Annotated in this window: 17 protein-coding genes and 4 pseudogenes; 19 read left to right on the top strand and 2 right to left on the bottom strand. The window is 33.6% G+C overall.

From position 1 onward, the window contains the following. Positions 1-37: 37 nt before the first annotated feature. From R6X41_RS10230 to R6X41_RS10155, 16 genes and pseudogenes are all read left to right on the top strand, one after another. Positions 38-784, top strand: coding sequence for a DUF6250 domain-containing protein (locus tag R6X41_RS10230; RefSeq protein ID WP_318499939.1), 747 nt, complete (start codon positions 38-40; stop codon positions 782-784). A 52-nt stretch (positions 785-836) separates the two neighbouring features. Beyond that, positions 837-1,679: a 5-dehydro-4-deoxy-D-glucuronate isomerase gene (kduI, locus tag R6X41_RS10225; RefSeq protein ID WP_318499938.1), complete on the top strand. Its 843-nt coding sequence runs from the start codon at positions 837-839 to the stop codon at positions 1,677-1,679. A gap of 16 nt (positions 1,680-1,695) precedes the next feature. Further along, the gene (locus R6X41_RS10220; protein ID WP_318499936.1) at positions 1,696-2,484 is read left to right on the top strand and encodes a gluconate 5-dehydrogenase; all 789 of its coding nucleotides are present in this window, start codon (positions 1,696-1,698) and stop codon (positions 2,482-2,484) included. 141 nt (positions 2,485-2,625) lie between these two features. After that, positions 2,626-3,927, top strand: coding sequence for an MFS transporter (locus tag R6X41_RS10215; RefSeq protein WP_318499935.1), 1,302 nt, complete (start codon positions 2,626-2,628; stop codon positions 3,925-3,927). A gap of 47 nt (positions 3,928-3,974) precedes the next feature. Beyond that, positions 3,975-5,165 carry a BT3233 family polysaccharide utilization protein gene (locus R6X41_RS10210; protein WP_318499934.1) on the top strand — a complete coding sequence of 397 codons (1,191 nt, stop codon included), beginning with the start codon at positions 3,975-3,977 and terminating at the stop codon, positions 5,163-5,165. Between the two features lie 133 nt (positions 5,166-5,298). After that, positions 5,299-5,625 carry a DUF4372 domain-containing protein gene (locus R6X41_RS10205; protein WP_318499932.1) on the top strand — a complete coding sequence of 109 codons (327 nt, stop codon included), beginning with the start codon at positions 5,299-5,301 and terminating at the stop codon, positions 5,623-5,625. 114 nt (positions 5,626-5,739) lie between these two features. Beyond that, a pseudogene (locus tag R6X41_RS10200) lies at positions 5,740-6,087 on the top strand (IS1/IS1595 family N-terminal zinc-binding domain-containing protein); the annotation flags it as partial. A 12-nt stretch (positions 6,088-6,099) separates the two neighbouring features. Beyond that, positions 6,100-6,642, top strand: a pseudogene (locus R6X41_RS10195) (IS256 family transposase, variant Zn-binding type); the annotation flags it as partial. 237 nt (positions 6,643-6,879) lie between these two features. Next, a pseudogene (locus R6X41_RS10190) lies at positions 6,880-7,239 on the top strand (transposase); the annotation flags it as partial. 180 nt (positions 7,240-7,419) lie between these two features. Then, positions 7,420-8,625, top strand: coding sequence for a glycoside hydrolase family 88 protein (locus tag R6X41_RS10185; protein ID WP_318499928.1), 1,206 nt, complete (start codon positions 7,420-7,422; stop codon positions 8,623-8,625). 25 nt (positions 8,626-8,650) lie between these two features. After that, positions 8,651-10,183: a DUF4955 domain-containing protein gene (locus tag R6X41_RS10180; RefSeq protein WP_318499926.1), complete on the top strand. Its 1,533-nt coding sequence runs from the start codon at positions 8,651-8,653 to the stop codon at positions 10,181-10,183. A gap of 9 nt (positions 10,184-10,192) precedes the next feature. Beyond that, a complete protein-coding gene (locus R6X41_RS10175; RefSeq protein WP_318499924.1) occupies positions 10,193-11,752 on the top strand; it encodes a sulfatase family protein in 1,560 nt (519 codons plus the stop codon). Positions 11,753-11,787: 35 nt separating this feature from the next. Next, the gene (locus tag R6X41_RS10170) at positions 11,788-13,365 is read left to right on the top strand and encodes a sulfatase family protein (protein ID WP_318499922.1); all 1,578 of its coding nucleotides are present in this window, start codon (positions 11,788-11,790) and stop codon (positions 13,363-13,365) included. A 373-nt stretch (positions 13,366-13,738) separates the two neighbouring features. Further along, positions 13,739-13,981 (top strand): hypothetical protein, encoded by a 243-nt coding sequence (locus R6X41_RS10165; RefSeq protein WP_318499920.1) that lies wholly within the window; start codon positions 13,739-13,741, stop codon positions 13,979-13,981. 59 nt (positions 13,982-14,040) lie between these two features. Next, positions 14,041-14,994, top strand: a complete 954-nt coding sequence (locus R6X41_RS10160) for a hypothetical protein (protein WP_318499918.1) — start codon at positions 14,041-14,043, stop codon at positions 14,992-14,994. A 51-nt stretch (positions 14,995-15,045) separates the two neighbouring features. Then, complete coding sequence (locus R6X41_RS10155) at positions 15,046-17,913, top strand: DUF5060 domain-containing protein (protein ID WP_318499916.1); 2,868 nt, start codon at positions 15,046-15,048, stop codon at positions 17,911-17,913. A gap of 535 nt (positions 17,914-18,448) precedes the next feature. Here the strand turns inward: R6X41_RS10155 and R6X41_RS10150 are convergent. Then, positions 18,449-20,191: a family 43 glycosylhydrolase gene (locus R6X41_RS10150; protein WP_318499915.1), complete on the bottom strand. Its 1,743-nt coding sequence runs from the start codon at positions 20,189-20,191 to the stop codon at positions 18,449-18,451. A 247-nt stretch (positions 20,192-20,438) separates the two neighbouring features. Beyond that, positions 20,439-20,606 (bottom strand): annotated as a pseudogene (locus R6X41_RS19770) (ATP-binding protein); the annotation flags it as partial. A gap of 721 nt (positions 20,607-21,327) precedes the next feature. Here R6X41_RS19770 and R6X41_RS10140 point away from each other — a divergent pair. The 3 genes from R6X41_RS10140 (at position 21,328) to uxuA (ending at position 24,203) form a co-directional block, all read left to right on the top strand. After that, on the top strand, positions 21,328-21,699 hold the full coding sequence (locus R6X41_RS10140) for a BfmA/BtgA family mobilization protein (RefSeq protein WP_318499911.1): 372 nt from the start codon (positions 21,328-21,330) through the stop codon (positions 21,697-21,699). 468 nt (positions 21,700-22,167) lie between these two features. Further along, the gene (locus R6X41_RS10135) at positions 22,168-23,007 is read left to right on the top strand and encodes an SDR family oxidoreductase (protein WP_318499986.1); all 840 of its coding nucleotides are present in this window, start codon (positions 22,168-22,170) and stop codon (positions 23,005-23,007) included. A gap of 17 nt (positions 23,008-23,024) precedes the next feature. Beyond that, the gene (uxuA, locus tag R6X41_RS10130) at positions 23,025-24,203 is read left to right on the top strand and encodes a mannonate dehydratase (protein ID WP_318499909.1); all 1,179 of its coding nucleotides are present in this window, start codon (positions 23,025-23,027) and stop codon (positions 24,201-24,203) included. The last annotated feature ends 66 nt before the right edge of the window (positions 24,204-24,269 follow it).

The raw sequence follows: 24,269 nt of genomic DNA, 5'->3' as shown, positions 1-24,269 counted from the left end.
AGCGTAGTCTTAATTAAACAAGTAAACTAATTGTATTATGGGAAAAATATTAAAAGATAAAGGAATATATACAGTCGTTATGATGTCACTAATTTTGGTGTTATTTAGCTCTTGTGGAAATGCAGATAAATCTGTTACAATTGGTGGAGAAACCGTAGAAGCAAGTTTGATTTTTGAAGAGAATTTCGATTCAGGTTTAGACAATTGGATCGTTGAACAAGTGCCAGGAGGAACGGTTGTTACGAAAGACAATAAGATGGAAGTAAACGATGTCTCTGGATGTACAGTTTGGTTGGATAAAAAATTTGAAGGTCCTATTATGATTGAATACGATGTGTTCTTAATTCAGGATGGTGGACCAAACGATCGTGTATCTGATTTAAATTGTTTTTGGATGGCTACAGATCCTAAAAACCCAACCAATCTTTTTGCAGACTCGGATGCACGTGGTGGGAAATTTTTAAATTATGATGCTTTACAATTATACTATATGGGTTATGGTGGAAACGACAATAAAACCACACGATTTAGACGTTATGTTGGTAATGGAGAGCGTCCATTATTACCAGAACACGATTTAAGCGATGTGGAATTTATGTTAGAACCGAATACACTTTATCACATAAAATTGGTAGCGTATAATGGAACAATTCAATATTACAGAAATGATGTGTTACTGGTAGATTTTGAAGATAGTTCACCATATACTTCTGGGTATTTTGGATTAAGAACGGTTAAAAATCATATGACATTAGATAATTTTAAAGTGTATCAACTACACTAATTTACTGTCAAAATAATTAAAAAGAAGAATATAATAATTAAATAAAAAAGATATGAGTACAACTTACAAAACCCGCTTTGCATCAAGTCCGCAAACGGTGAAAAAATACGACACGACAGAATTAAGAGACGAATTCCTAATTGATGATTTAATGCAGGATGGAAAAATTAATTTAACCTACACGCATTACGATCGTTATATCGCAGGTTCTGCAGTACCTACGTCAAGCGCTTTGACATTAGAAACAATCGATCCTTTAAAAGCTGAATTTTTCTTAGCGCGTAGAGAATTAGGAATTATTAATGTTGGAGGAAAAGGTTCTGTAACTGTAGATGGTACTAAATATGAAATGGGTTTAAAAGACGCATTATATGTTGGTATGGGAGTTAAAGATGTTGCTTTTGCTAGTGAAGACGCAAGTAATCCAGCTAAATTTTATTTAAACTCTGCACCTGCACATACTAATTATCCAACAAAAAAAGTAAGTAAAGCTGAAGCGAATAAAATAGAATTAGGGTCTTTTGAAACTGCAAATCACCGTACGGTAAACCAAATGATTATTGGTGGCATTGTTACCACTTGTCAGTTACAAATGGGAATGACAGAATTAAAAACGGGAAGTGTATGGAACACCATGCCAGCTCACGTTCACGATCGTAGAATGGAAGTATACTATTATTTAGACATTCCTCAAGATCAAGCGGTTTGTCATTTTATGGGAGAACCTACAGAAACTCGTCATATTTGGATGCAAAATGACCAAGCAGTAATTTCTCCACCATGGTCTATTCACTCAGGTTCAGGAACTTCAAATTACACATTTATTTGGGGAATGGCAGGAGAAAATTTAGACTACAACGATATGGATGTTGCAAAAATAACTGAATTAAGATAATTATAAAAGTAATAAGATGTCAGTAAATTTATTTGATTTAACAGGGAAAACAGCCCTAATTACAGGAGCTGTTCATGGTTTAGGAATGGCTATGGCCAAAGGTTTAGCTAATGCAGGAGCGACAATTGTTGTAAACGATTTATCTCAAGCCGCTATAGATAATGCTTTAAAAGAATATAAAGAAGATGGTATTGATGCACATGGTTATGTGTTTAATGTGACTAATGAAGCTCAGGTAATTGATGGAATTGCAAAAATAGAAGCAGAAGTAGGTCCTATCGATATTTTAATCAATAATGCAGGTATTATAAAAAGAATACCAATGATTGATATGGAGGTTGAAGATTTTACAGCCGTAATTAATGTCGATTTAATATCACCTTTCATTGTATCTAAAAGTGTAGCAAAAGGAATGATTGCACGTGGTGGTGGAAAAATCATCAATATTTGTTCTATGATGAGTGAATTAGGTCGTGATTCTGTTAGTGCTTATGCAGCAGCAAAAGGAGGACTTAAAATGTTAACAAAAAATATGGCTACAGAATGGGCTAAATTTAATATTCAAACCAATGGGATTGGACCAGGATATTTTGCAACATCACAAACGGCGCCAATTCGTGTAGATGGTCATCCATTTAACGATTTCATCATTAGTAGAACGCCTGCCGCTCGTTGGGGAAATCCAGAAGATTTACAAGGGACAGCTGTCTTTTTAGCATCAAAAGCTAGTGATTTTGTAAACGGACATGTGGTGTATGTTGATGGTGGTATTTTAGCAACTATCGGAAAACCATCTAACGAATAACAAGTTTTAAGATAATTTACACGTGCTGATTCAGGTTAAAGTTAGTTAGAAAAATATTAACTATAATGATTTTTGGTAGGACGTGTCTATGGTGAGTGTTTTTATCTGAAAACTTTTGAAAAAAATGTAAATGATTAAATAATGAAAGAAGAAGTAAAAATAGGAAACTATAGATATAGAATTTTAGCACTCTTAATGTTTGCTACTACCATAAACTATTTTGATAGAAGTATTATTGGAGTTTTGGCTCCAACGCTTGAGAAAATGTTTGGATGGACCAATAAGGACTATGCATTTATAATGATTTCGTTTAAAGTAGCCTATGCTTTAGGTATGCTTACAATGGGAGGTTTAGTTGATAAATTAGGAACGAAAAAGGGGTATACCTTATCCATTGCTATTTGGAGTATTTTTGGAATGTTACACGCTTTAGTTCGTCCAGGATTTAGTGTAATGGGATTTGCAGCAGCTCGTTTTGGTTTAGGTTTTGGTGAATCTGGAAATTTTCCAGCGGCTATTAAGACCACGGCAGAATGGTTTCCTAAAAAAGATAGGGCTTTTGCAACAGGTCTTTTTAACGCAGCAACAAGTGTAGGTGCCATTGCAGCACCATTTGTTGTGGGTTGGATTGTACATGAAGATGGAACAAACTGGCAAATACCTTTCCTGATTACAGGAGCATTAAGTGCTATTTGGGTGTTTTTCTGGTTCCGTACGTATACGAAGCCTGAAAATAATCCAAAAGTTTCTAAAGCTGAATTAGCTTACATTCAATCGGATTCAGAAGTTGAAAATGAAGAAAAATTACCTTGGAAAAGCGTTTTAGGAAAACGTCAAACGTGGGCATTTTCTTTAGCTAAAGTTACCGATGCCGTATGGTGGTTTTACCTATTCTGGGGTGCGAAATTTTTAGCAGATACTTTTGGTGTAAATATTCATGATATTGCATTACCATTCTTTGTTATTTACATCTTTGCAGATGGTGGTAGTATTTTAGGAGGTTATTTATCAGGTGTGTTTATAAGAAAAGGATGGACTATTAATAAAGCACGAAAAGTAACTTTATTAATCTGTGCTTTAATTATACTTCCTGTAAGTTTTGTAGCCGTAACAGATAATAAATGGATTGCTATTTTTCTTATTGGTTTAGCAGCTGCAGGTCATCAAGCGTGGTCAGCCAATATCTTTACTTTAGTTTCCGACGTTTTTCCTAGAAAAGCAACCGCTTCTGTTGTTGGGATAGGAGGAATGATTGGTGCTGTTGCAGGGATTGTCGCCGATTTTGCTTTAGGTTCTGTATTAGATCAAGCTGGAAATACGGGGTATTTCTGGGCCTTTTTAATAGCTGGTTCTTGTTACCTAATTATTTTAGGTTTAGTGCAACTATTAATGCCTAATATGACACCTTTAGATGAGAATTTAAATTTAGTTTCATCAAAATAATTTAACTCAAACGTTCAATATTAAAGAATGTTATTAATAAAATTAAAATGAAAAACACACTCATTTATACTTGCTTTGCAGCAATAACGCTTCTAACAAGTTGCGATAAGCAGGAAAAAGATGCACGAGTTATTACCATAAAAAACACTTTAGAATTACCTAGAAGTTTTGAAACGGTAGAAATTTCAAAATCAGATTTGCAATTAAATGCAGATGAAGCTTTCGAAGATTTAGTGATACTAAATAAGGCAACAAGTCATGTTTTAGTGTCTCAGTTTGTAGACGAAGATCAGGATGGTACAGCAGATGTGCTATTATTTCAACCAGAACTAAATGCTAATTCAGAAAAAGAATTTGAATTGGTTATTTCTAAGGAATTAACTGATCCAGATACTACAGCCTATTGCTATTCTCGTTTTGTGCCAGAACGTACAGACGATTATACTTGGGAAAATAATAAAGTCGGATTTAGAACCTATGGTCCCGTAGCTCAAAAAATGATTGAGGACGGTGTACCTGGAGGTACGTTATCTAGTGGAATTGATGCGTGGTTGAAAAAAGTTGAGTATCCAATTATTAATAATTGGTACGCTAAAAACGACAAAGATCCGGGGTATTATCATATCGATCATGGAGAAGGTTTAGATAATTTTCACGTCGGTTCAAGTCGTGGAGTTGGTGGGTCAGCAGTTAAAGTAGATACATCATATTACATTTCTAAGAATTTCACTGATTGGAAAACCATTACAACGGGGCCAATTCGAACAAGTTTTGTTTTAAACTATGCCGATTGGGATGCTATTGGTAATATGATTTCAGAAGAAAAACATATTTCCTTGGACTATGGAAATAATTTATCAAGGTTTGAAATTCATGTAACAGGTACCGACGAATTATCGATTGGGTTAACGTTGCATAAGAACGATGGTATTATTACTGAAAACGTAAAAGCGGGTTGGATTTCGTATTGGGAACCAAATTATTTCGATTCAGAAATAGGAACAGCTATAGTTACCACTCAGGGCGTGATGACAGATTCAGAGTATTATGTCACCAATATGACAGATCGTAGTAATCTGTATGCGCAACTTAAAGTTAATGACAATAAAGTCGTGTATTACGCTGGTTTTGCTTGGAAGGAATCTCAACAATATCCAACTCAGGAATTATGGGAGAATTATTTAAGTGAATTTTCACAAAAAATTAATTCACCTTTAGAAGTGACGTTTAACCAATAAGAATAAATCAAATTTAAGAAGGTTTCAAAATTTAGGTTTTGAAACCAATAGCGTCCTAAACATTAAAAAAAAGAGAAAGGAAATTTTGTTCCACAAAGTTACCTTTCTGGTACACCACAAAACCCTTCCTCCGATGATAAATATAACATTGTTTTCTCAAATAATCTCAAAATTAGATAGCTCAAAGTTTAAGCGCTTAGTCAAGTTACATAAAAGGGATAAGCATCAAAAAGGTTTTGACAGCTGTTCACATTTAGTTTCTATGTTATTTTATCAATTTGCAAAAAGTCAATTCGCTCGAGATATCAGCAATGGCCTTTGCTCAGCTACAGGTAATTTAAACCACTTAGGCATGCATAAAGCACCATCAAAATCTACGATAAGCTACCAGAATAAAAATCGGAGTAGGGAACTCTTTAGTGACCATTATTATGTGCTTCTAGAGAGTCTAGGACAATAGGCTAGTATGAAAAGTAGATGTAATAGACAAAAAGGTTGGTGAAAACTTTCTTATCCTAGATGTTTATTAGCTTTAAGCCAAATCAAATGTTTTGAATAAAAAAAATGTAAATTTTGTGATAGTTTAGACACACAAAAATATGGCACTAGATTAGACAAACAGCGTTATAAATGTTTGAACTGTAAAAGAGTTTTCATTGAAGGAAAACAAATTCCAATAGATTTTCTTTGGGATGAATATATCCGGGGAAAACAAACTTACATACAACTTGCACAGAAATATGGATGTTCAAAGCGAACTATCCAACGTAAACTTGATCTTTACCAAGTAAAACCAGTAGCGATAGCACCTAAAAAAGTTATTGTTCTAATGGATACAACCTATTGGGGTAGAAGTTTTGGATTAATGTTATTTAAAGATGCTTACAGTAAAGAGAATCTACTTTGGTATTACGTTAAATAAGAAACAAACGCATTATATATAAAGGGAATTAAAGAGCTACAACATAAAGGCTTTATTGTTGTAGCTGTCGTTTGTGATGGCAGAAAAGGCTTAGTTCGAGCGTTTAATGATATACCTGTTCAACTCTGTCAATTTCATCAAGTTGCTGCAATAAGAAGATATATATCTAAAAACCCGAAAATGCAGGCTTCCAAAGATTTGAAGACGCATGTGTCTTTGTTAAAAAACACGGATAAGGAATCGTTTCAAGGCAGATTAAATATGTGGTTTATTAAGTGGGAAAGCTTTTTAAATGAGCGTAGTATCAATATTGAAACAGGAAAGAGTCATTTTACTCATAAACGACTAAGAAGTGCCTACAGAAGTCTTAATACGAATTTGACCTGGTTATTTACATGGTATGATAATTATGAATTAAATATTCCAAATACAACGAATATGATTGCTGGTCATTTTTCTAATTTAAAAAACAAACTTAGAAACCATAATGGATTGACTAAAGAAAGGAAAATCAAATTCATAAATGAATTTTTAAAGGCCAAAACAGACCGATAAATTTATAATAAAGAAGACCAACCTTTTTGTCTATTAGGCCGGGACAGCAATGGTGTATATTTTGTAGTGAGACATAAAGACAACATAAAATTTAAAACAATAAAAGAAAGTGAACTACCCGATAACAGGCATCAGCACGTTTTAAAAGATGAACTCATTGAACTGACTGGGACTTAAACGAAAGAGAAGTATCTTAATAAACTCCGCAGGGTTGTATTATGGGACGACAAAAATCAGCAAACCATAGAAGTCATTACCAGCCAAATGTCTTGGACAGCAAACACCATAACCGAACTCCACAAGGCTAGATGGGAGGTAGAAATCTTTTTCAGAGACATAATACAACAATTGCACATAAAATCCTTTATCGGAACAAGTCAAAATGCAGTAATGATCCAAATTTGGACAGCATTAATAACTATTCTTATCCTAAAGGCGTTAAAAGCACAAGCTAAAGACCCATGGTATTTATCTAATTTGTTCGCCGTTATAAGACTAAACCTTTTTGTGAAGGTTGAACTGAATAGGTGGCTCGATTATACTTTTGAAAAAGGTAAACCCCCTGCAATTAATTATATGCAAGAGGTTTTATTTTGAAAAAACACAAAAATTAATGGTTAAACCAGTAAAGTGGTTAAAATTAGTGTGCCTTAATTTTATTTAGGACAGGATTGTTTAGAAATAATAATTTGTACCCTCTGTTGAAGTTTAAATTACCCCCTAATTAAAATTATTTGTGTCTAATTTTGTTTTATAACTTTATTGAAACAGATTAACATGAATATCAAATTTGGTACCCCCTTTATTTTTATAATATTTTTCTTTTTTCTATGCGCATGTATAGAAAAGGACAACAGCTTAAACAAATTTCATAAAGAGCAAAGCTTAGTTAATGCTGAAAGTCAAATACAATTGTTGCTGGCAGAAGCTACCAAGGCCGATAGAATGCCTAGAACGGTTACAGCTAATGGTGACATGCATTGGGCTAATGAAGATTTTGATTGGACAGAAGGGTTCTTCCCTGGCAGTTGTTGGTATTTATATGAATTTACTAAAGATGAAAAGTGGAAAAATGCAGCTGAAAAATTTCAATCAAAATTTGAAAGCCATAAAAACAATACTACTAATCACGATTTAGGTTTTGTTTTTAATTCTTCATTTGGAAATGGTTATAGGTTAACTAATAACGAAGCGTTCAAACAGGTGATGATTCATGCAGGAGATTCTTTGCTAACCCGTTTTAATCCAATTGTTGGATGCATTAAAAGTTGGGATGTTGATAGCGGTTGGCAAAAAGAAAGAGGTTGGAATTTTCCGGTGATTATAGATAATATGATGAACCTAGAATTGTTGTTTAAATTGAGTGAACTGACTGGTGATTCAAAATATAAAGAGGCTGCAATAACCCATGCTAATACTACTTTGAAGAATCACTTTAGAGAGGATAACAGTTCATATCATGTTGTAGATTACGACACAGAGACGGGAGAAGTTAGAAGTAAACAGACTGCTCAAGGTTTTGCAGACGAAAGCGCATGGGCTAGAGGGCAAGCTTGGGGGCTTTATGGATATACGGTTTGTTACAGATTCACAAAAGATTCTACCTATTTAAATCAAGCTAAAAAAATAGCAAAATACATTATAAATTATAAAGGCATTCCAGAAGATGGTATTCCGTATTGGGATTATAATGCTGCCAATATCCCTAATGAACCTCGTGATGTTTCAGCAGCAGCGGTCACGGTGTCCGCATTATTGGAGTTAGATGGGTATACACAAGAATCATATAAACCTGCAATCGATAAAATCATGAATTCTCTAGCTTCAGAAGCATATACGGCTAAGCTAGGAGAAAATCATAACTTCATTTTAAAGCATAGTGTAGGCAGTATACCTCATGATAATGAAATAGATGTCCCTTTAAATTATGCAGATTATTATTATTTAGAAGCTTTACTCAGATACAACTTAATAAAAGAATAAAATCATGTTTTTAAAATCAATAACATTGTCAATAATACTGGTTGTTTTCTCAAATTGCTATTCACAACAAAGCGAAGTTTGGGAAGATTTTAAAACTGCCAAAGCAAATGGAACCGAACCTATACTCCCTGATTTCTCATTTGCGGGTTACAAATATAGCGAAGTTGAAATTCCAAACTTAGATTACAAAGTATTTGACGTTACTACATTTGGAGCCATTCCAAATGATACTAAATCTGATAAAGATGCCATTAAAAAAGCTATTGAAGCAGCGACTATTAATGGAGAGGGTATTGTTTATTTCCCAAAAGGAAAGTATTACATAAATACCAAAGAAGACGATCAAAGCATTATTAAAATAACAGCATCCAAAATAATTTTTAGAGGCGAAGATGAGAAGAATACGATTTTGTTTTTTGAAAATGATTTACCGCCTACGGATCCTAAAAAATTATGGAGCTGTCCGAGTGCTATTAAAGTAATTTCAGAGAAAAAAGATGAATTTTTAACAAAAGTAGTAGCAGATGCTCGCAGAGAAACTTATAGCATTGAAGTAGAGGACGCCTCAAAAATAAAAAAAGGAGATTGGATTGTTATTGAAGTTTTAAATAATAGTAAAGATCTAATTGATTATGATTTACAAACATTGAAACCGGAGCCAAAGTGGACTGCTATTTTAAATGAAGGCGTACAAGTCAATGAGCGTCATCAGGTAGCAAAAGTTGAAGGAAACACCATTGTTTTGATAGAGCCTATTCATTATGATATTCAAGCGAAACATCAATGGACTATTTCAAGTTTTGAACCCGTAAACCACGTAGGATTTGAAAAAATTACTTTTGAAGGTAACTGGTTGAAAGAGTTTGTGCATCATAGGTCTGCACAAGATGACGGCGGATGGAGTATTTTAAGTATATCAAACGCGGTAGATTCTTGGGTTAAAGATTGTACTTTTAAGAATGTAAGTAACTGTGTGGGGTTTTCTACATCAGCTGCATGTACTGCTCTTAATATTACTATTGTAGGTAATTTAGGACATACTGCCGTTCATGCATCTGGTTCTACAGGTATACTTATGGCAAATATAAATGATATTGCTGGGATGCATCATTCTACAGGTGTTGCTGGCGGAAGTTCTACAGGAACAGTTGTTTGGAGGTCAAAACATGCCGAGTTTACCTGTTTTGAATCGCATGCGTCACAACCACGTTGTACATTATTTGATAATATTGAAGGTGGTTTCTTTCAAGGAAGAGCAGGAGGTTCTATAAAAAATCTCCCAAATCATGGTCGTTATTTAGTGTTGTGGAATTTTAATGAAACAGATGAAGCAGAGAAAGATTTCAGTTTTGTAGCAACAGATTCTGAGTATTGGAGAATTGTACCTCCTATAATAGTGGGATTTCATGGTGCTGGTACAACCTTTAATGAAAATGAAGTTCAGATTATTGAAAGTATCGGTAAAGCGGTTCAGCCAGAATCTTTATTTGAAGAACAATTAAAGTTACGTTTAGGAAAACTTCCAGAATGGATATTAGTATTAAAATCAAAAATTTAAAAAATGAGAATGTGTTTTAAAATTTTAGCCTTAGTTATTTTATGTTTCAATTGCAAATCTCAACAAAAAGAAGTGATCGTTGAAGCTGATAAAAAGCCCAATATATTAATTGTGTTTCCAGACCAGTTAAGAAGATATAGTGCCGGATTTTGGTCTGAAGCACCTTTTAAAGATTTAGCTCAAGGAAAAGGAGATCCTGTTATAACGCCCAATATTGATAAGTTGGCAAAAAATGGTGTGGTATTTACTAGTGCCATTAGTAATTTTCCTTTATGTAGCCCATATCGTGGGATGTTAATGTCTGGTTTGTATCCAGAGCAAAATGGCATTTGGAACAATTGTAAAGTAGGTAGGGACCATAGCTTAAAAGATGATGTTGCTACAATACCTGATTTGTTTTTAAAAGCAGGGTATACCACGTCGTATTTTGGAAAATGCCATTGGCTAATGCCAGAACCATTATTTGATGAAAATGGAAACTATGTAGGAACAACTGAAGCTCCTGGTGGCCATTATGTTAATGAATACGATACGTATATCCCAACAGGAAAAAAGCGACATGGAATTGAATATTTTTATGAATCTATAAAGGACACTCATTTTAATCCACATATTTATTCTAACGACCCCTATACTATAGAAGGAAAAAAAGATGGTGAATTGTATTTACCAAAGATATTTTCACCTAAAAATGAGTCAAAAATTATTATTGATTATTTACAAAATAAAAGGGGACAAAGAGATGCTAACAAACCATTTTGTATGATTTGGTCCATGAACCCACCGCACAATCCATGGGATGATAGCAATACAGATATGGAGACTTTACATAAATATTACGACACAGATAAGTTTCCTGAAGTAGATGATAAATTAGTAACACGTAAAAATGTGGATAAAGAAATTGCTAAATATGCAAGACATTATTATGCCAATGTAACGAGTTCAGACTACTATATAGGATTGGTTTTAGATGAATTAGAAAAAATGGGCGAATTAGATAATACTATTGTTATATTTAGTAGTGATCATGGAGAAATGTTAGGAAGCCATGGTGATACCGGTAAGAATGCTGTTGAATTGGAGTCTTTGGCAATCCCGTTTATTGTACACTGGCCAAAAGGATTAAAACCAGCAACAACCGATATTTTATTAAGTGTGCCTGATATTTTGCCTACCACAATGGGATTAGCAGGAATTGGGAATCAAATTCCTGAAGAGATTGAAGGAACCAATTTTTCTTCAATTTTGAAAAACAAAGAAGAAACCACTGTTAAAAAACCTGAAGCGGTATTAATAATGTTGGGAAATGCAAGAGGAGTATTAACAGATAGATATACACTATGCTTAAGAGAGAGTAAAAAGCCTTGGGATGAGCAATCAGGTCAATCACTATCAGAAGCTTTTATTTATGATAATTTAAGGGACCCATATCAGGTTAAAAAAATTAATATTAAAGAGGAACCTGAGGTGTCTAAAGCCTTATTAGTAGAATTGAGTAAACTCTTAAAGAAAACAAATGATCCTTGGTTTAAAGAAAAAAAATATGCTGATATCATCCCATATTAAGTGAAATTATATTCTATTAGTTAAAACACGTAATTATGAAATACCTCTTAAAAAACACTCTTTATTTGTTTATAGTAGCACTGGTTTTTACTTTAATAAGTAATTGTAAGGAAAAAAAACAAGAGCAAGCTGAAATTATAATAGAACAGAATACTTTACCCAATATTGTTATAATATATCTTGACGATTTAGGTTATGGTGATTTAAGTTCTTATGGATCCAATGAGTTACGTACACCAAATATTGATGCATTGGCAGCTGGAGGTATCAAATTCACTAATGGATATGCCTCATCTGCTACGTGTACTCCTAGTCGTTACGCCTTGCTTACGGGTATGTACCCTTGGCGAAATAAAGATGCTAAAATACTGCCTGGTACAGCGCCGCTTTTAATAAGTACAGAGCAACAAACTTTGCCTAAAATGCTTAAAAATGAAGGTTACCAAACCGCCGTAATAGGAAAATGGCATTTGGGGTTAGGCACTGGCATTGTAAACTGGAATGATAAAATCACACCAGGACCCAATGAAGTAGGTTTCGATGAAGCTTATATTTTGGCAGCAACGCAAGATCGTGTTCCAACAGTATATATAGAAAACGGCAGTGTAGTTAATTTAGATAAAAAAGATCCTATTTTAGTGGATTATAAAAATAATTTTGAGGGAGAACCTACTGCTATTTCAAATCCTGAAATGCTAACAATGAAATGGCACCATGGACATAACAACAGTATTGTAAATGGGATTCCAAGAATTGGTTTTATGAAAGGCGGGCAATCTGCAAAATGGAGTGATGTGGATATGGCTGATCAATTTTTGGTAAAGGCTCAAGACTATGTAAAAACACATAAAGAAAGCCCTTTTTTCTTATACTATGCCATGCAACAACCACATGTGCCCCGCACACCACACCCACGTTTTGTAGGTAAATCAGGGTTAGGCCCCAGAGGCGACGTTATTTTAGAAGCCGATTGGTGTATTGGTGAATTCATGAAAACTTTAAAGGAAGAAGGTCTTCTTGAAAACACATTAATAGTCTTTTCAAGTGATAATGGACCAGTGCTTAATGATGGTTATTATGATGATGCGGTAGAAAAACTTGGAAATCATGACCCGAAAGGTGGATTAAGAGGTGGTAAGTATAGTCTGTTCGAAGCTGGAACACGGGTGCCACTTATAACCTATTGGAAAGGAAAAATTCAACCCGCAGTTTCAGATGCTGTTGTATGTCAAATGGATTTATTGGCATCTATTGCAAACCTTGTTGGAATAGAAGAAAAATCTACAGATAGTCAAGATTTTTTAGATTTATTATTAGGAAAAGTTGATAAGGGTAGAGATAACCTTATTTTAGAAGCTACCTCTAGAACAGCTCTACGTAGCGGAGATTGGCTGATGATTCCAGCATATAAAGGGAAAAATTTTCAAGAAGAAGTAGGTATTGAAGTGGGGAGTTTTCCATATTTTCAACTTTATAATTTAAAAGAAGATAAGGGGCAACAAAATAACCTAGCTATATCTAATCCTGAGAAGTTGGCGGAATTATTGAAAGTTTTTGAATCCTTAAGAGGTAAAGATTATAATAAAAACGTAACAGAAGTTGATTTTAAATAATATAGCTTCTGTCAGAATTTAATAATCTTTAGAAAAAAACGATTTCTGGTTTCAGGACAAAAGATATAGCATTATCATACCTTAAAACTCATTTTATTATGAGGATGCATATTATAGGTGTGAACTCATTCAAATGGCTTGTATTATTCATTTAATCCAAAACAAGGAATTTATATGTCTATTAAATAGAGCTCAGTTTTTTGAGATCGTAGTATAAATTCGATTGTTATAGCGAATTTATTGTATGTAAAAACATAAATAAATGATGTATCCCAATAAATCGGATTTCACATTACACATTATTTTTATAGTCGTTATGCTTTTTTTTAGTTGTGAAAACTAAAATGAAAAAATCGTTATATCTACAGATTTTATGAATCTAACAATTAAATTTGGAATTGATGAGGTTAAAATAGCGCTTTCTGAAAAAGGAATAGAAAGTGGCATTGGTTGGGATAAAAAGGCATTTATTAAGTTTTTTGTTCAACCAGAAAATACACAATTGAAAGCCGAAGGGTTTACTATAAAAAAAGAGAATGATACCATTCTAGTTATTGCTTTCGATATAGCAGGAGCTTGCAGAACAAATAAAACTGTTTGGATTGGAAGGTGTTGAAGAAACGACTCAAAATCCATATATGGCACGGCGAGGGACCAAATTTAATGTTCCGTTGGATGTGCGAACACCTAGGCTATTCAGATACCAGCGATTCGACTCAGAAGATTATTCCAGAAATGTGGAGTTTTGATTTTTGGACAGAATACATCGATAATTTAGCACGATACCGCTATAATTTTATTTCACTATGGAATTTACATCCATTCACAGCAATGGTAAAAGCACCAGGTTATGAAGATGTCGCTTTAAACGATGTGCAACGATCAACTATAAAATGGGAAGAATTTTATAAAGGTAATGGTGTTGGCTTTGATGCACCCGAGATTTTAGAGAATCCCGGAATAGTTAAAAAAATGACTATAGATGAAAAAATAGAATTTTGGAGAAATGTCATGAAATATGCTAAAGATAGAAATGTAGACTTTTGTATTCTCACTTGGAATATTTTTGTAAACGGAACAGATAGAAAATATGGCATAACAGATAAAGCAACAGATATTATAAATCAATTTTCAGAATTAAAAAATATAGAATTACAACAAACCTTAAACGATATTAAAACCCATGCAAGGGAAGTTGAAAGCGTTTATGCCATTTTAAAAAGGCTAAACCCTGTTATAAAAGGCGAAGATTCTGGGTTGGTAATTCTTAATTTTGAAAACAATTCTCATGCCATTTGGGATGCCAATCGTTACAACGAAAACAATTTCAAAAAGCAACGATACACGTTTGGCGAGTATTTAATTGATGGCTCAAAAGAGACAGTTCGATTGTATTCCGATGGTCAAATCACTGTTAAAAAATTAGGCGAAAATGAAAAAAACCATCAATATATTCATTATGATGTAGGATTTGCAGGAGACTGCGGCTATATTTTTCAAAGAGATTTTATTGATAATTTAATATCAGGAGATCCTTTTGAAACTAACGGCGAAAACTATTTAAAAACATTACAAGTTCAAGAAGCCGTTTACAAATCGGCTGAAATAAATGCACCAGTATTTATATAATCTAAAAGCACAAAACTAATATTATAAACACCGCATATTAAATAAAGACACATGAAAAAACTAATTATTTTAACAGGGTTATTTTTCTTATTTACAGGAACAATTATTGCGCAAGAATCAAAAGTTTCTATTGATGGCACACTTAAAAAATGGCATAAAGTAACTCTTAGTTTTCAAGGCGATAATTTAAATGAAAGCGATGAAAACAATCCGTTTTTAAATTATCGACTCAATGTTACTTTTACAAATAAAGGAAAAACCTATGTGGTTCCTGGGTTTTATGCAGCCGATGGTAACGCTGCAGAAACAAGTGCCAAAAGTGGTAATGTTTGGAAAGTAAGATTTTCTCCAGATAAAGCAGGAGAGTGGAGCTATAAAGTGTCTTTCCGAAAGGGAGAAAATATTTCTATAAATGACGACATAAATGCCGGAGAACCAATAGGTTTTGATGGCTCTAGTGGTAAGTTTAATGTTGGTGAAGCTGATAAAGTTGGGTCGTCTTTTAGAACTAAAGGGCGTTTAAAATATGTTGGTGAACGTTATTTAAAATATGCAGATACTAACGAGTCATTTATAAAAGGAGGAGCAGACAGTCCAGAGAGTTTTTTGGGGTATTATGAGTTTGATCAAACTCCACCTTCTCACAAATACGAACCACATGCTAAAGATTGGAAAAATGGAGACCCAACGTGGCAAAACGGAAAAGGTAAAAATATTATTGGTGCACTTAATTATTTAGCATCAGAAAAAATGAATTCAGTATTCTTTTTAACTATGAGTGTGCAAGGCGATGGTAAAGATGTTTGGCCATGGACTAGTGATAACGAGCGTTACCGTTTTGATTGCAGTAAACTAGACCAATGGGAAGTTGTTTTTGACCATATGGATGATTTAGGTTTAATGTTACATATTGTAACACAAGAAACTGAAAACGAGCTATTGATGGATATAGGAGAGTTGGGTGTGCAACGTAAATTGTACTATCGTGAGTTGATTGCTCGTTTCTCACATCACTTAGCAATTACATGGAATTTAGGGGAAGAAAACGGACCGTTAAGATGGACGCCAAAAGGGCAAACGGATAATGATAGAAAGGAGATGGCTAAGTATATTAAACAAAACGATCCATATCAAAATTATGTATCAATCCATACACATGCACATACTGATGCTCAAGATTTATTTTTAACACCATTACTAGGTTACGAATATTTAGATGGGGCTTCTTTACAAACTCATCATATTCACGATGTGCATGATATTACGGTAAAATGGATAGATGAGTCTAAAAATTTTAGTAAACAATGGGTGGTTACTCAAGATGAGATTGGGCCAGCAGATACAGGGGCTAAACCAGATGCAGATGACCCAGAGCACAATGATATTAGACATGAGGTATTATGGGGTAATTTAATGGCTGGCGGAGCTGGAGTGGAATGGTATTTTGGTTACAAATTTGCACATAACGATTTGAAATGTGAAGATTGGAGATCACGAGATATTCTTTGGGATCAAACACGATATGCTATGGAGTTTTTTCAACAACACATTCCTTTTGAAACGATGGTATCTGCTAATGAGTTAACTGAAAACACGCATGATTATGTGTTTGCTAAAAAAGCTGCTATATATACTGTTTATCTCCCAAAAGTGGAAGAAACAATCTTAGATTTATCAGATAACAAATCTAAGTTTACTGTACTGTGGTATAATCCAAGAACTGGTGGAGCACTTCAAGAAGGAAGTATTAAAGCCATAAAAGGAGGAGGAAAAGTATCCATAGGATTGCCACCATCAAAAGATGGAGACTGGGTTGCTTTAATTGAAAATAAATCAAAAAAAGTAGTTTTAACTTCTAACAACGAAGACACACTTATTTTAAGTGCTCTAGAGGATTTTATAATTGATGAAAGCTCGGAAGCTGTTTATTATAAAGAAGAAAAAAGAGGAACATTTGCAATCAATGCAGGAAAGAATGAGCAACGTAATAAATTAGCATCTGCTCAAGCTATATTTAAAGGTAAAAGTGGGTATTATTCAGGGGTATTAAATGCCATAGCAGAAAATGATGGTGAATCAGTTTATACTATTAGAGTTAATAATGAAAAATTAAAAACAGTTTCAAACCCACAAACTCCAGAATCATTTAAAAAAGAAAATTTGGTTTTAGGTAAAATATATCTTAAAACAAATGATACGATTAAAGTATCATCTAAAGCAATGAGCAACGGCAAAATTCCTGAGCATAATGAAACAGCTTGGTCAAGAGGACGATGGAGTTCTGTAACCTTAACACCTGTTGTTTTCAGTTTGAAGGAAGATTTAAAACATGTTACAGCTTTTGAAGAAAAAGATGGTCTTTTAGAGGTTGAGGCGGAAGCTTTTCATTATAATTCAAATAATGAAAGTCCACGAAAATGGTATGTACGGTCAGAAAAGAATCCAGCTCCATTTGAAAAAGTTACTGATAATACAGCGTCTGCAAGTGGACAAGCTTATATTGAAGCTTTACCAGATACACGAGTAACTCACGGGGATGCTTTAATTCAAGGCGAAAACTTTTTTCCTGTTGCGGGAACTGGTGGCATGGTATCTTATAAAGTTAAAATAAACACTCCAGGCACCTATTATGTTTGGGTAAAAGCATTTTCTAGTGGTCCAGAAGATAATGGCGTGCATGTTGGTGTGGATGGCGAATGGCCAGAAAGTGGACAACGAATTCAGTTGTGTAAAGGAAAACATCAATGGTCTTGGTCTTCGGCACAACGTGTGCCGTCAAAGCACTGTGGTTATGCTCAAACAATAACCCTGAATTTTGAAAAGGAAGGTGAACATATTATATCTTTTTCAATGCGTGAAGATGGTTTTGAATTAGATAAATGGATATTGGCAATGGATAAAAACTATATTCCAGAGTAGTATGTATCTTTTAAGAAAAAGGCACAATAGTTTCTTTAAAGCATAAAACAAATTAAACTTTAAAACATTTATTGATCTCAATCCCCTTCTTTTTAAGAAGGGGATTTTTTTATACTGTTTTGCATTTTAAATAATACTAATTTAAAAGTTGTTAATAGTATGTTTAATTATTATTTGTAAATCACACCAAGTCAGCTTTCAAAACTTACACCTCTTCTTGGTGATTATAGCCACTTGTGTTTTACAAATCAAATGCTCTATTTTGAATCTTATCAATAAGTACCATTTCTTTTATTTATAGACGATGTCGGGAATCGATATTGGGAATGGAACCGTGCTAAATAAATGGATAGAGCGAACAAAGTGAGCCAATTTGAGACCGATGAAAGTTTGCATAGCAATGTAAGTGTCCAAAATTGATTCCTTGGAATGTCACTGAGGAATAATTTCAGTTACTTTTTTAACGTATAAAGTCATCTAGAAGGCCGCAACCATTTGTAACCAAAAATATTTTAGAAGGATTGCTGCAAAGTATTTAATTTACTTCTATAATTTCCGTTCCTTTTAATATGCCATTCTCGCTAAAACTGTCTATGGTAAAATAATATTTTTGAAACTTATTTAAAGTTCTAATAGTTAAAGAATCTTTATCAAGAACTTGATAGTTATGATATAATTTTTCTGGATGTATTCCATACCTAATATTATAACCAAAAGCGTCCTTATTTGCATTCCATTTTAAATTAACAATACACCTATCTTCTGTCAATCGAGCAATTTCCAAAATTACATTTTTACTAGGTTTTTCTCCTTGTGCATTTCCAAAAACCCGAAAATCGGCTAAAGCAAAAGTACCATCTGGAACAAAATAATTAGTCAATCTTAAATAACGTGCTTTTACGGGAATCTGTAATTGTGTGAAATCATGAGGCGCATCATCTTTGCTTGTTGTTTTATCAATTAAGGATTTCCAATTTATATTATCAGTTGAATATTCTAAATGGTATTGGTAATAAATATCCGCATTTCTACCATGTAGATTGGTATCATGCTCAGCAAAATTAATTTGAACAGCATTAATAACAGATTCTTTTTCTAAATCCATTTGAACCCATTCCCCTTTATTACCTGTTTTAGCACTCCAATAAGTTCTTATTTCTTCATCTGCAGCCAAACTCTTAGGATGGGTTTCCAATTCTGAGGATACTGTGATGTGTTTTTTGTACGAAAGTAACATCCAATTCGGAAATAATTCTTCTGGCTTAGATATCTTTTTCTGAGGCACTATAAATGGAAAATCACCAAAACCTGTATAACTATAAAGCATACCATCTTCATCAAAAAAAGTTGGAAACATACCTAATCTACGTTCAAATTTATGCCTAATAGTAAGCGACATAGTTCCAAAATGCCAATAATTTCCATATTTATCTTGAAATGTACTACCATGTCCAGCACCATTTACAAAACCTTCTGGTTTTAAAGCCATAGGATTATGCTCTGCCAATTTAAATGGTCCTAATGGTTTTTCGGAAACATAAACACCATCGTTATAACTCTTAAATCTGGTTCCTGGACCTGCATATTGCAAGTAATACTTCCCATTGTATTTATTTACCCAGGCACCTTCAATCCATGGATTTAACTCCTGATTATTATAATCACCCCAGCGCTCCCAGCCATAATCTTCTTTTTTACTATTTAAAACCGGTATGGGGTCTATTATTGGATTTAACGTATTTACATCTAACTCCACAACATAAAGTGGGTCTTTATTAGAACAGCCGTAATACAAAAACAATCTGCCATCATCATAAAAGAACGCAGGATCCGTCATGGCAATAGGAAAATTGGGATTAGCAATTTCCCATTCACCAGATTTTGGATTGGTAGTTTTATAAATTGTTATTGGCGCATGGTTATTTGATGCCATAAAATAAAGCGTATCTTCAATAACCACCGCGGTTGGGGCGTAATCTTCAAACGGAAGTTGTTTTGACGTAATAAAGTCCCAAGTTATTAAATTTTCAGAATGCCAATATCCACCAGATTTTGAGGCAAATAAATAGTAATCATCATTATATAAAACTACGGTAGGGTCGGCCGCTTCTCTTCGTGAAGGACCGTCATCTACAGCAAACCTATAACTTATATCTAATGGATTGCAAACTGTTGTCGCTGTTCCTTCTTTTAAAACAACTTCCTTACTAACTCCTTTACAATTAACTGCAATGGATGCTATAATCAAACAAAGGATCGTGTAATATTTTTGTTTCATAATGTTTAACGTATAAATTCATTATTCGAGTTTCAATTTTGCTATATCAATACCCCTTTTAACATCTTCTGTTAATTTCACCCAATAAACATACCCTACGCGATTTGTCCAAAAAGGATTTATATTTTGCTCCATAGCCTGTTTATAATATTCTCGCTGGATAGGACGGTCAAAGAGAACCACTCTCAGCGGATGAAAGTGAGCATAGCAAAGTAAGTGCTCAAAATCGATTCATTTGTAGTTAAAATTAGTGATTATTTTTCAATTTTTTACGCATCGATTCGCCTTTAATATCTATTCTATGTGCGGTATGTACTAGACGGTCTAAAATAGCATCAGCAATGGTTTGTTCTTCAATAATTTCGTGCCATGCTTCCACGGGTAATTGAGAGGCGATTATGGTACTGCATTTTCCAGTTAGAGCAATGCCAGAACAATCTGCAAATTCTTCCTGAGTAAGATTAACTTCTTTTCTGCGTCGCTTAACAAATTCGGCTAATTGTTTCATTATATGCTTTTAGATGTAAAACTGAGCAAATACAATTAATTATATGTATATAGATTGATTAACTAAAAATTGCGGTATCTAACCCATAACGCCCATTTTCAATCCATTCCGTAAAAACTTCATTCCAGAAAAAGAACTTCATTGAAATATCTTGGACACAACTTCAAAGCTTCCACTGCCCATTTCGCTCCAGCTGAAATACGCAGGAACTCCATGGTCAACTCCAGCCTCAAAGTTAAGTCCGCTTAATTCTAGTTTCAATTCTACATTTTCAAAGTAATCAACTTAGTCGTTTTTAGGATATAGAATTCTAAAACAAATGATGATTTTAATAAATAAACTTCAAAAATGAAACAATAAATATCTTAAAATGAGACGGATAAATACTGAAGTTAAAATCTAGTAGTAGTTTAAAAAAGGTTAACAGTTTGTCCCATTTTGGATGGGACGAAATGGTAGAGCAAGAGGGTAACCCGCTGCGCGAGGTTACGAGAGCTACCATTTATTTTAATTAACTGTAAATCAGTATGTTGAAAATTTAAGTGTTGGTGTATAAATACTTGATTAGCAGGTTTTTTACTAAAAAATAGTCTCAGCCCAATAAAACAGAACATTAAATTACTAAAAAATGGATAAAAAACTAAAAAATGAAGGTTTTACAACCTTGAAAATTAAAGATGAAGTTGCTAAGCGATTTAGGAGATTTAGCAAGAAAATGACATTATCTCAGTCCATGACTTTGTTATATATGATAGACTTTTTTGAAAAAAACGGATTGTCTCCATTGGAGTCTATAGATCCCAAAATTCAAACTCTGGAAAACGTTTTTAAAAAACGAATAAATGGAATGATTGCAATTTTGAAGAACATAGAAAAGCACCAAACCAAACCAACAGTTGCTATGTTGAAAGCACTTTTTGAACTAGCAGAAACCTCTAGAAAACCAATTATGGAACAGAAAGTTCGATTTGAAGAAAAGCTGAAACGAAATGAAAATTAGGAAAAGTTATGATTCTGATTTCAAATCAAAAACATAAATGCGCCCTATGCTGTTTTTATTTCACGTTTATCTATCAGAATACTATAAAAACAGCACAGGATCCACGCGCAGATAAGTTATGGTGATTTGGGGGTAGCTTTTAAATAATTATTTATTACGTAGTGGCTAAAAATTGGATACTATAAAGTTGTATTTATATCTTTAAATGCTACTGGGATAGAATTGATGAAAAGTTGATTTTTCAATAATGATATTTAACTTAAATATGAAACGCTTTTCTAAGTTAATGTTTCTTTTTCTAAATATGTTTTACAGTGAAACATAACAGCAAGAAAACCTTGTTTTTAGTATAAATTGCAACAATAGTAAAACATATATAAATATGTGTCTCGTATTTTTGATATTCAATAACTTGGTAGAAGTAGTATCTAAAAGATAGAAATTGCTAGGCTATTAATAATTAGAAATATAAAAAATATTATGAGTAAAGTAGTAGTAATAACAGGTGCAGGGGGCGTAATATGTGGTACTCTGGCAAAAGCTTTGTCTAAACAAGGTTATAAAATAGCAGTTTTAGATTTAAAAATAGAAGCAGCAGAAGAGGTTGCTAACCAGATTAATGCAGATGGAGGAATCGCTATTGGCGTTGTTGCAAATGTGTTAGAAAAAACATCTTTAGAAGCTGCAAAAATAGAAATCAATGAAAAATTAGGGCCTTGCGATATTTTAATAAACGGAGCCGGAGGAAATCACCCTCTAGGAACAACTTCTAATCCTTATTTATTAGAAGCAGATTTGGAAAATACCACAGAAGGGTTTAAAACTTTTTTCGATTTAGATCCAAAAGGAATTGAGTTTGTGTTCAATTTAAATTTTATTGGGACGTTACTTCCTACACAAATATTCGCTAAAGATATGGTTGGAAGAAAAGGATGTAGTGTGTTAAATATTTCATCAATGAATGCATTTACACCGCTAACAAAAATACCTGCTTATAGTGGGGCAAAAGCAGCGGTATCTAACTTTACACAATGGTTAGCTGTTCATTTTTCTAAAGTAGGAATTCGCGTAAATGCAATCGCTCCAGGTTTCTTTTTAACAGATCAAAATAGAACATTATTAACTAACGAAGACGGTAGCTTAACGCAAAGAGGGCAGCAAATTATAGATCAAACTCCTATGGGAAGATATGGTGTTCCAGAAGATTTAGTAAGTTCAACATTATATTTGTGTAACGATGCTTCTGCTTTTGTAACAGGAATTGTAATTCCTATCGATGGTGGTTTTAGTGCTTATAGTGGTGTTTAATAATTAAAAATTATAATATGGAACAAACATGGAGGTGGTACGGGCCAAAAGATCTCGTATCCTTATCAGATATAAAACAAGCAGGAGCAACAGGAATTGTAAATGCATTACATCATATTCCAAACGGAACAGTTTGGAGTGTTGAAGAGATTACAAAACGAAAAGGAATCATTGAAAAAATTGGGTTAACATGGAGTGTAGTAGAAAGTATTCCTGTTCATGAAAATATAAAAACACGTTCTGGTAATTTTCAAGAATACATTGAAAATTATAAACAAAGCATTAAGAATTTAGCACAATGTGGTGTACATATTGTATGTTACAATTTTATGCCTGTTTTAGATTGGACCCGTACAGATTTAGCATTTCAAGTAGAAGATGGTTCTAAAGCACTACGTTTTGATGTGGTTGCATTTGCTGCTTTCGAGTTGTTTTTATTAAAACGTTCGGGGGCAGAACAAGACTATTCTGAAGCGTTACAAGCGGAAGCGAAAGTGTATGTTGAAAAACTAACTGAAGACGAAAAACAAAAACTTGTAAATAATATTATTGCTGGTTTACCTGGTGCAGAAGAAGGCTATACTTTAGAGCAGTTTCAAGCTATTTTGGATACTTATGCAAATATTGATGCTCAGAAATTAAAAGAAAACCTAGTTGCTTTTCTAAAGGAAATTATTCCGATTGCAGCACAGAATAATGTGTTAATGTGTATTCATCCTGACGATCCGCCGTACCAAATTTTAGGATTACCAAGAGTGGTAAGTACGGAGGAGGATTACGCGTATTTGTTTGCCGAAGTTCCAAATAGATCAAACGGAATTACGTTTTGTACTGGATCTTTGGGAGTGAGATCTGATAATAATTTGTTAAACATTTTTAAACGTTTCGCAAATCGCGTTCATTTTCTACATTTTAGAAGCACACAACGCGATGCTAAAGGAAATTTCCATGAAGCTAATCATTTAGAAGGTGATGTCGATATGTATAGCATGGTTAAGGAAGTTGTTATCGAAGAGCGAAGAAGACACTCAGAAGGCATGAGTGATGACATAATTCCGATGCGCCCAGATCACGGACATCAAATGTTAGATGATTTACATAAAAAAACGAATCCTGGTTATTCCGGAATTGGTAGATTAAGAGGTTTGGCAGAATTACGTGGTTTAGAAATGGGAGTTTCAAGAAGTTTGAATTAACTACTAAAATACGTTCAGCAGAAATTACAGATGACTTACTTGCTTAAAATAATTGATTTTAAGCAA

The organism is Formosa sejongensis (assembly GCF_033447105.1).
Classification (GTDB): Bacteria; Bacteroidota; Bacteroidia; order Flavobacteriales; family Flavobacteriaceae; genus Formosa.
The sequence above is the reverse complement of the archived record's forward strand: the minus strand, read 5'-3'. Positions and strand labels throughout refer to the sequence as shown.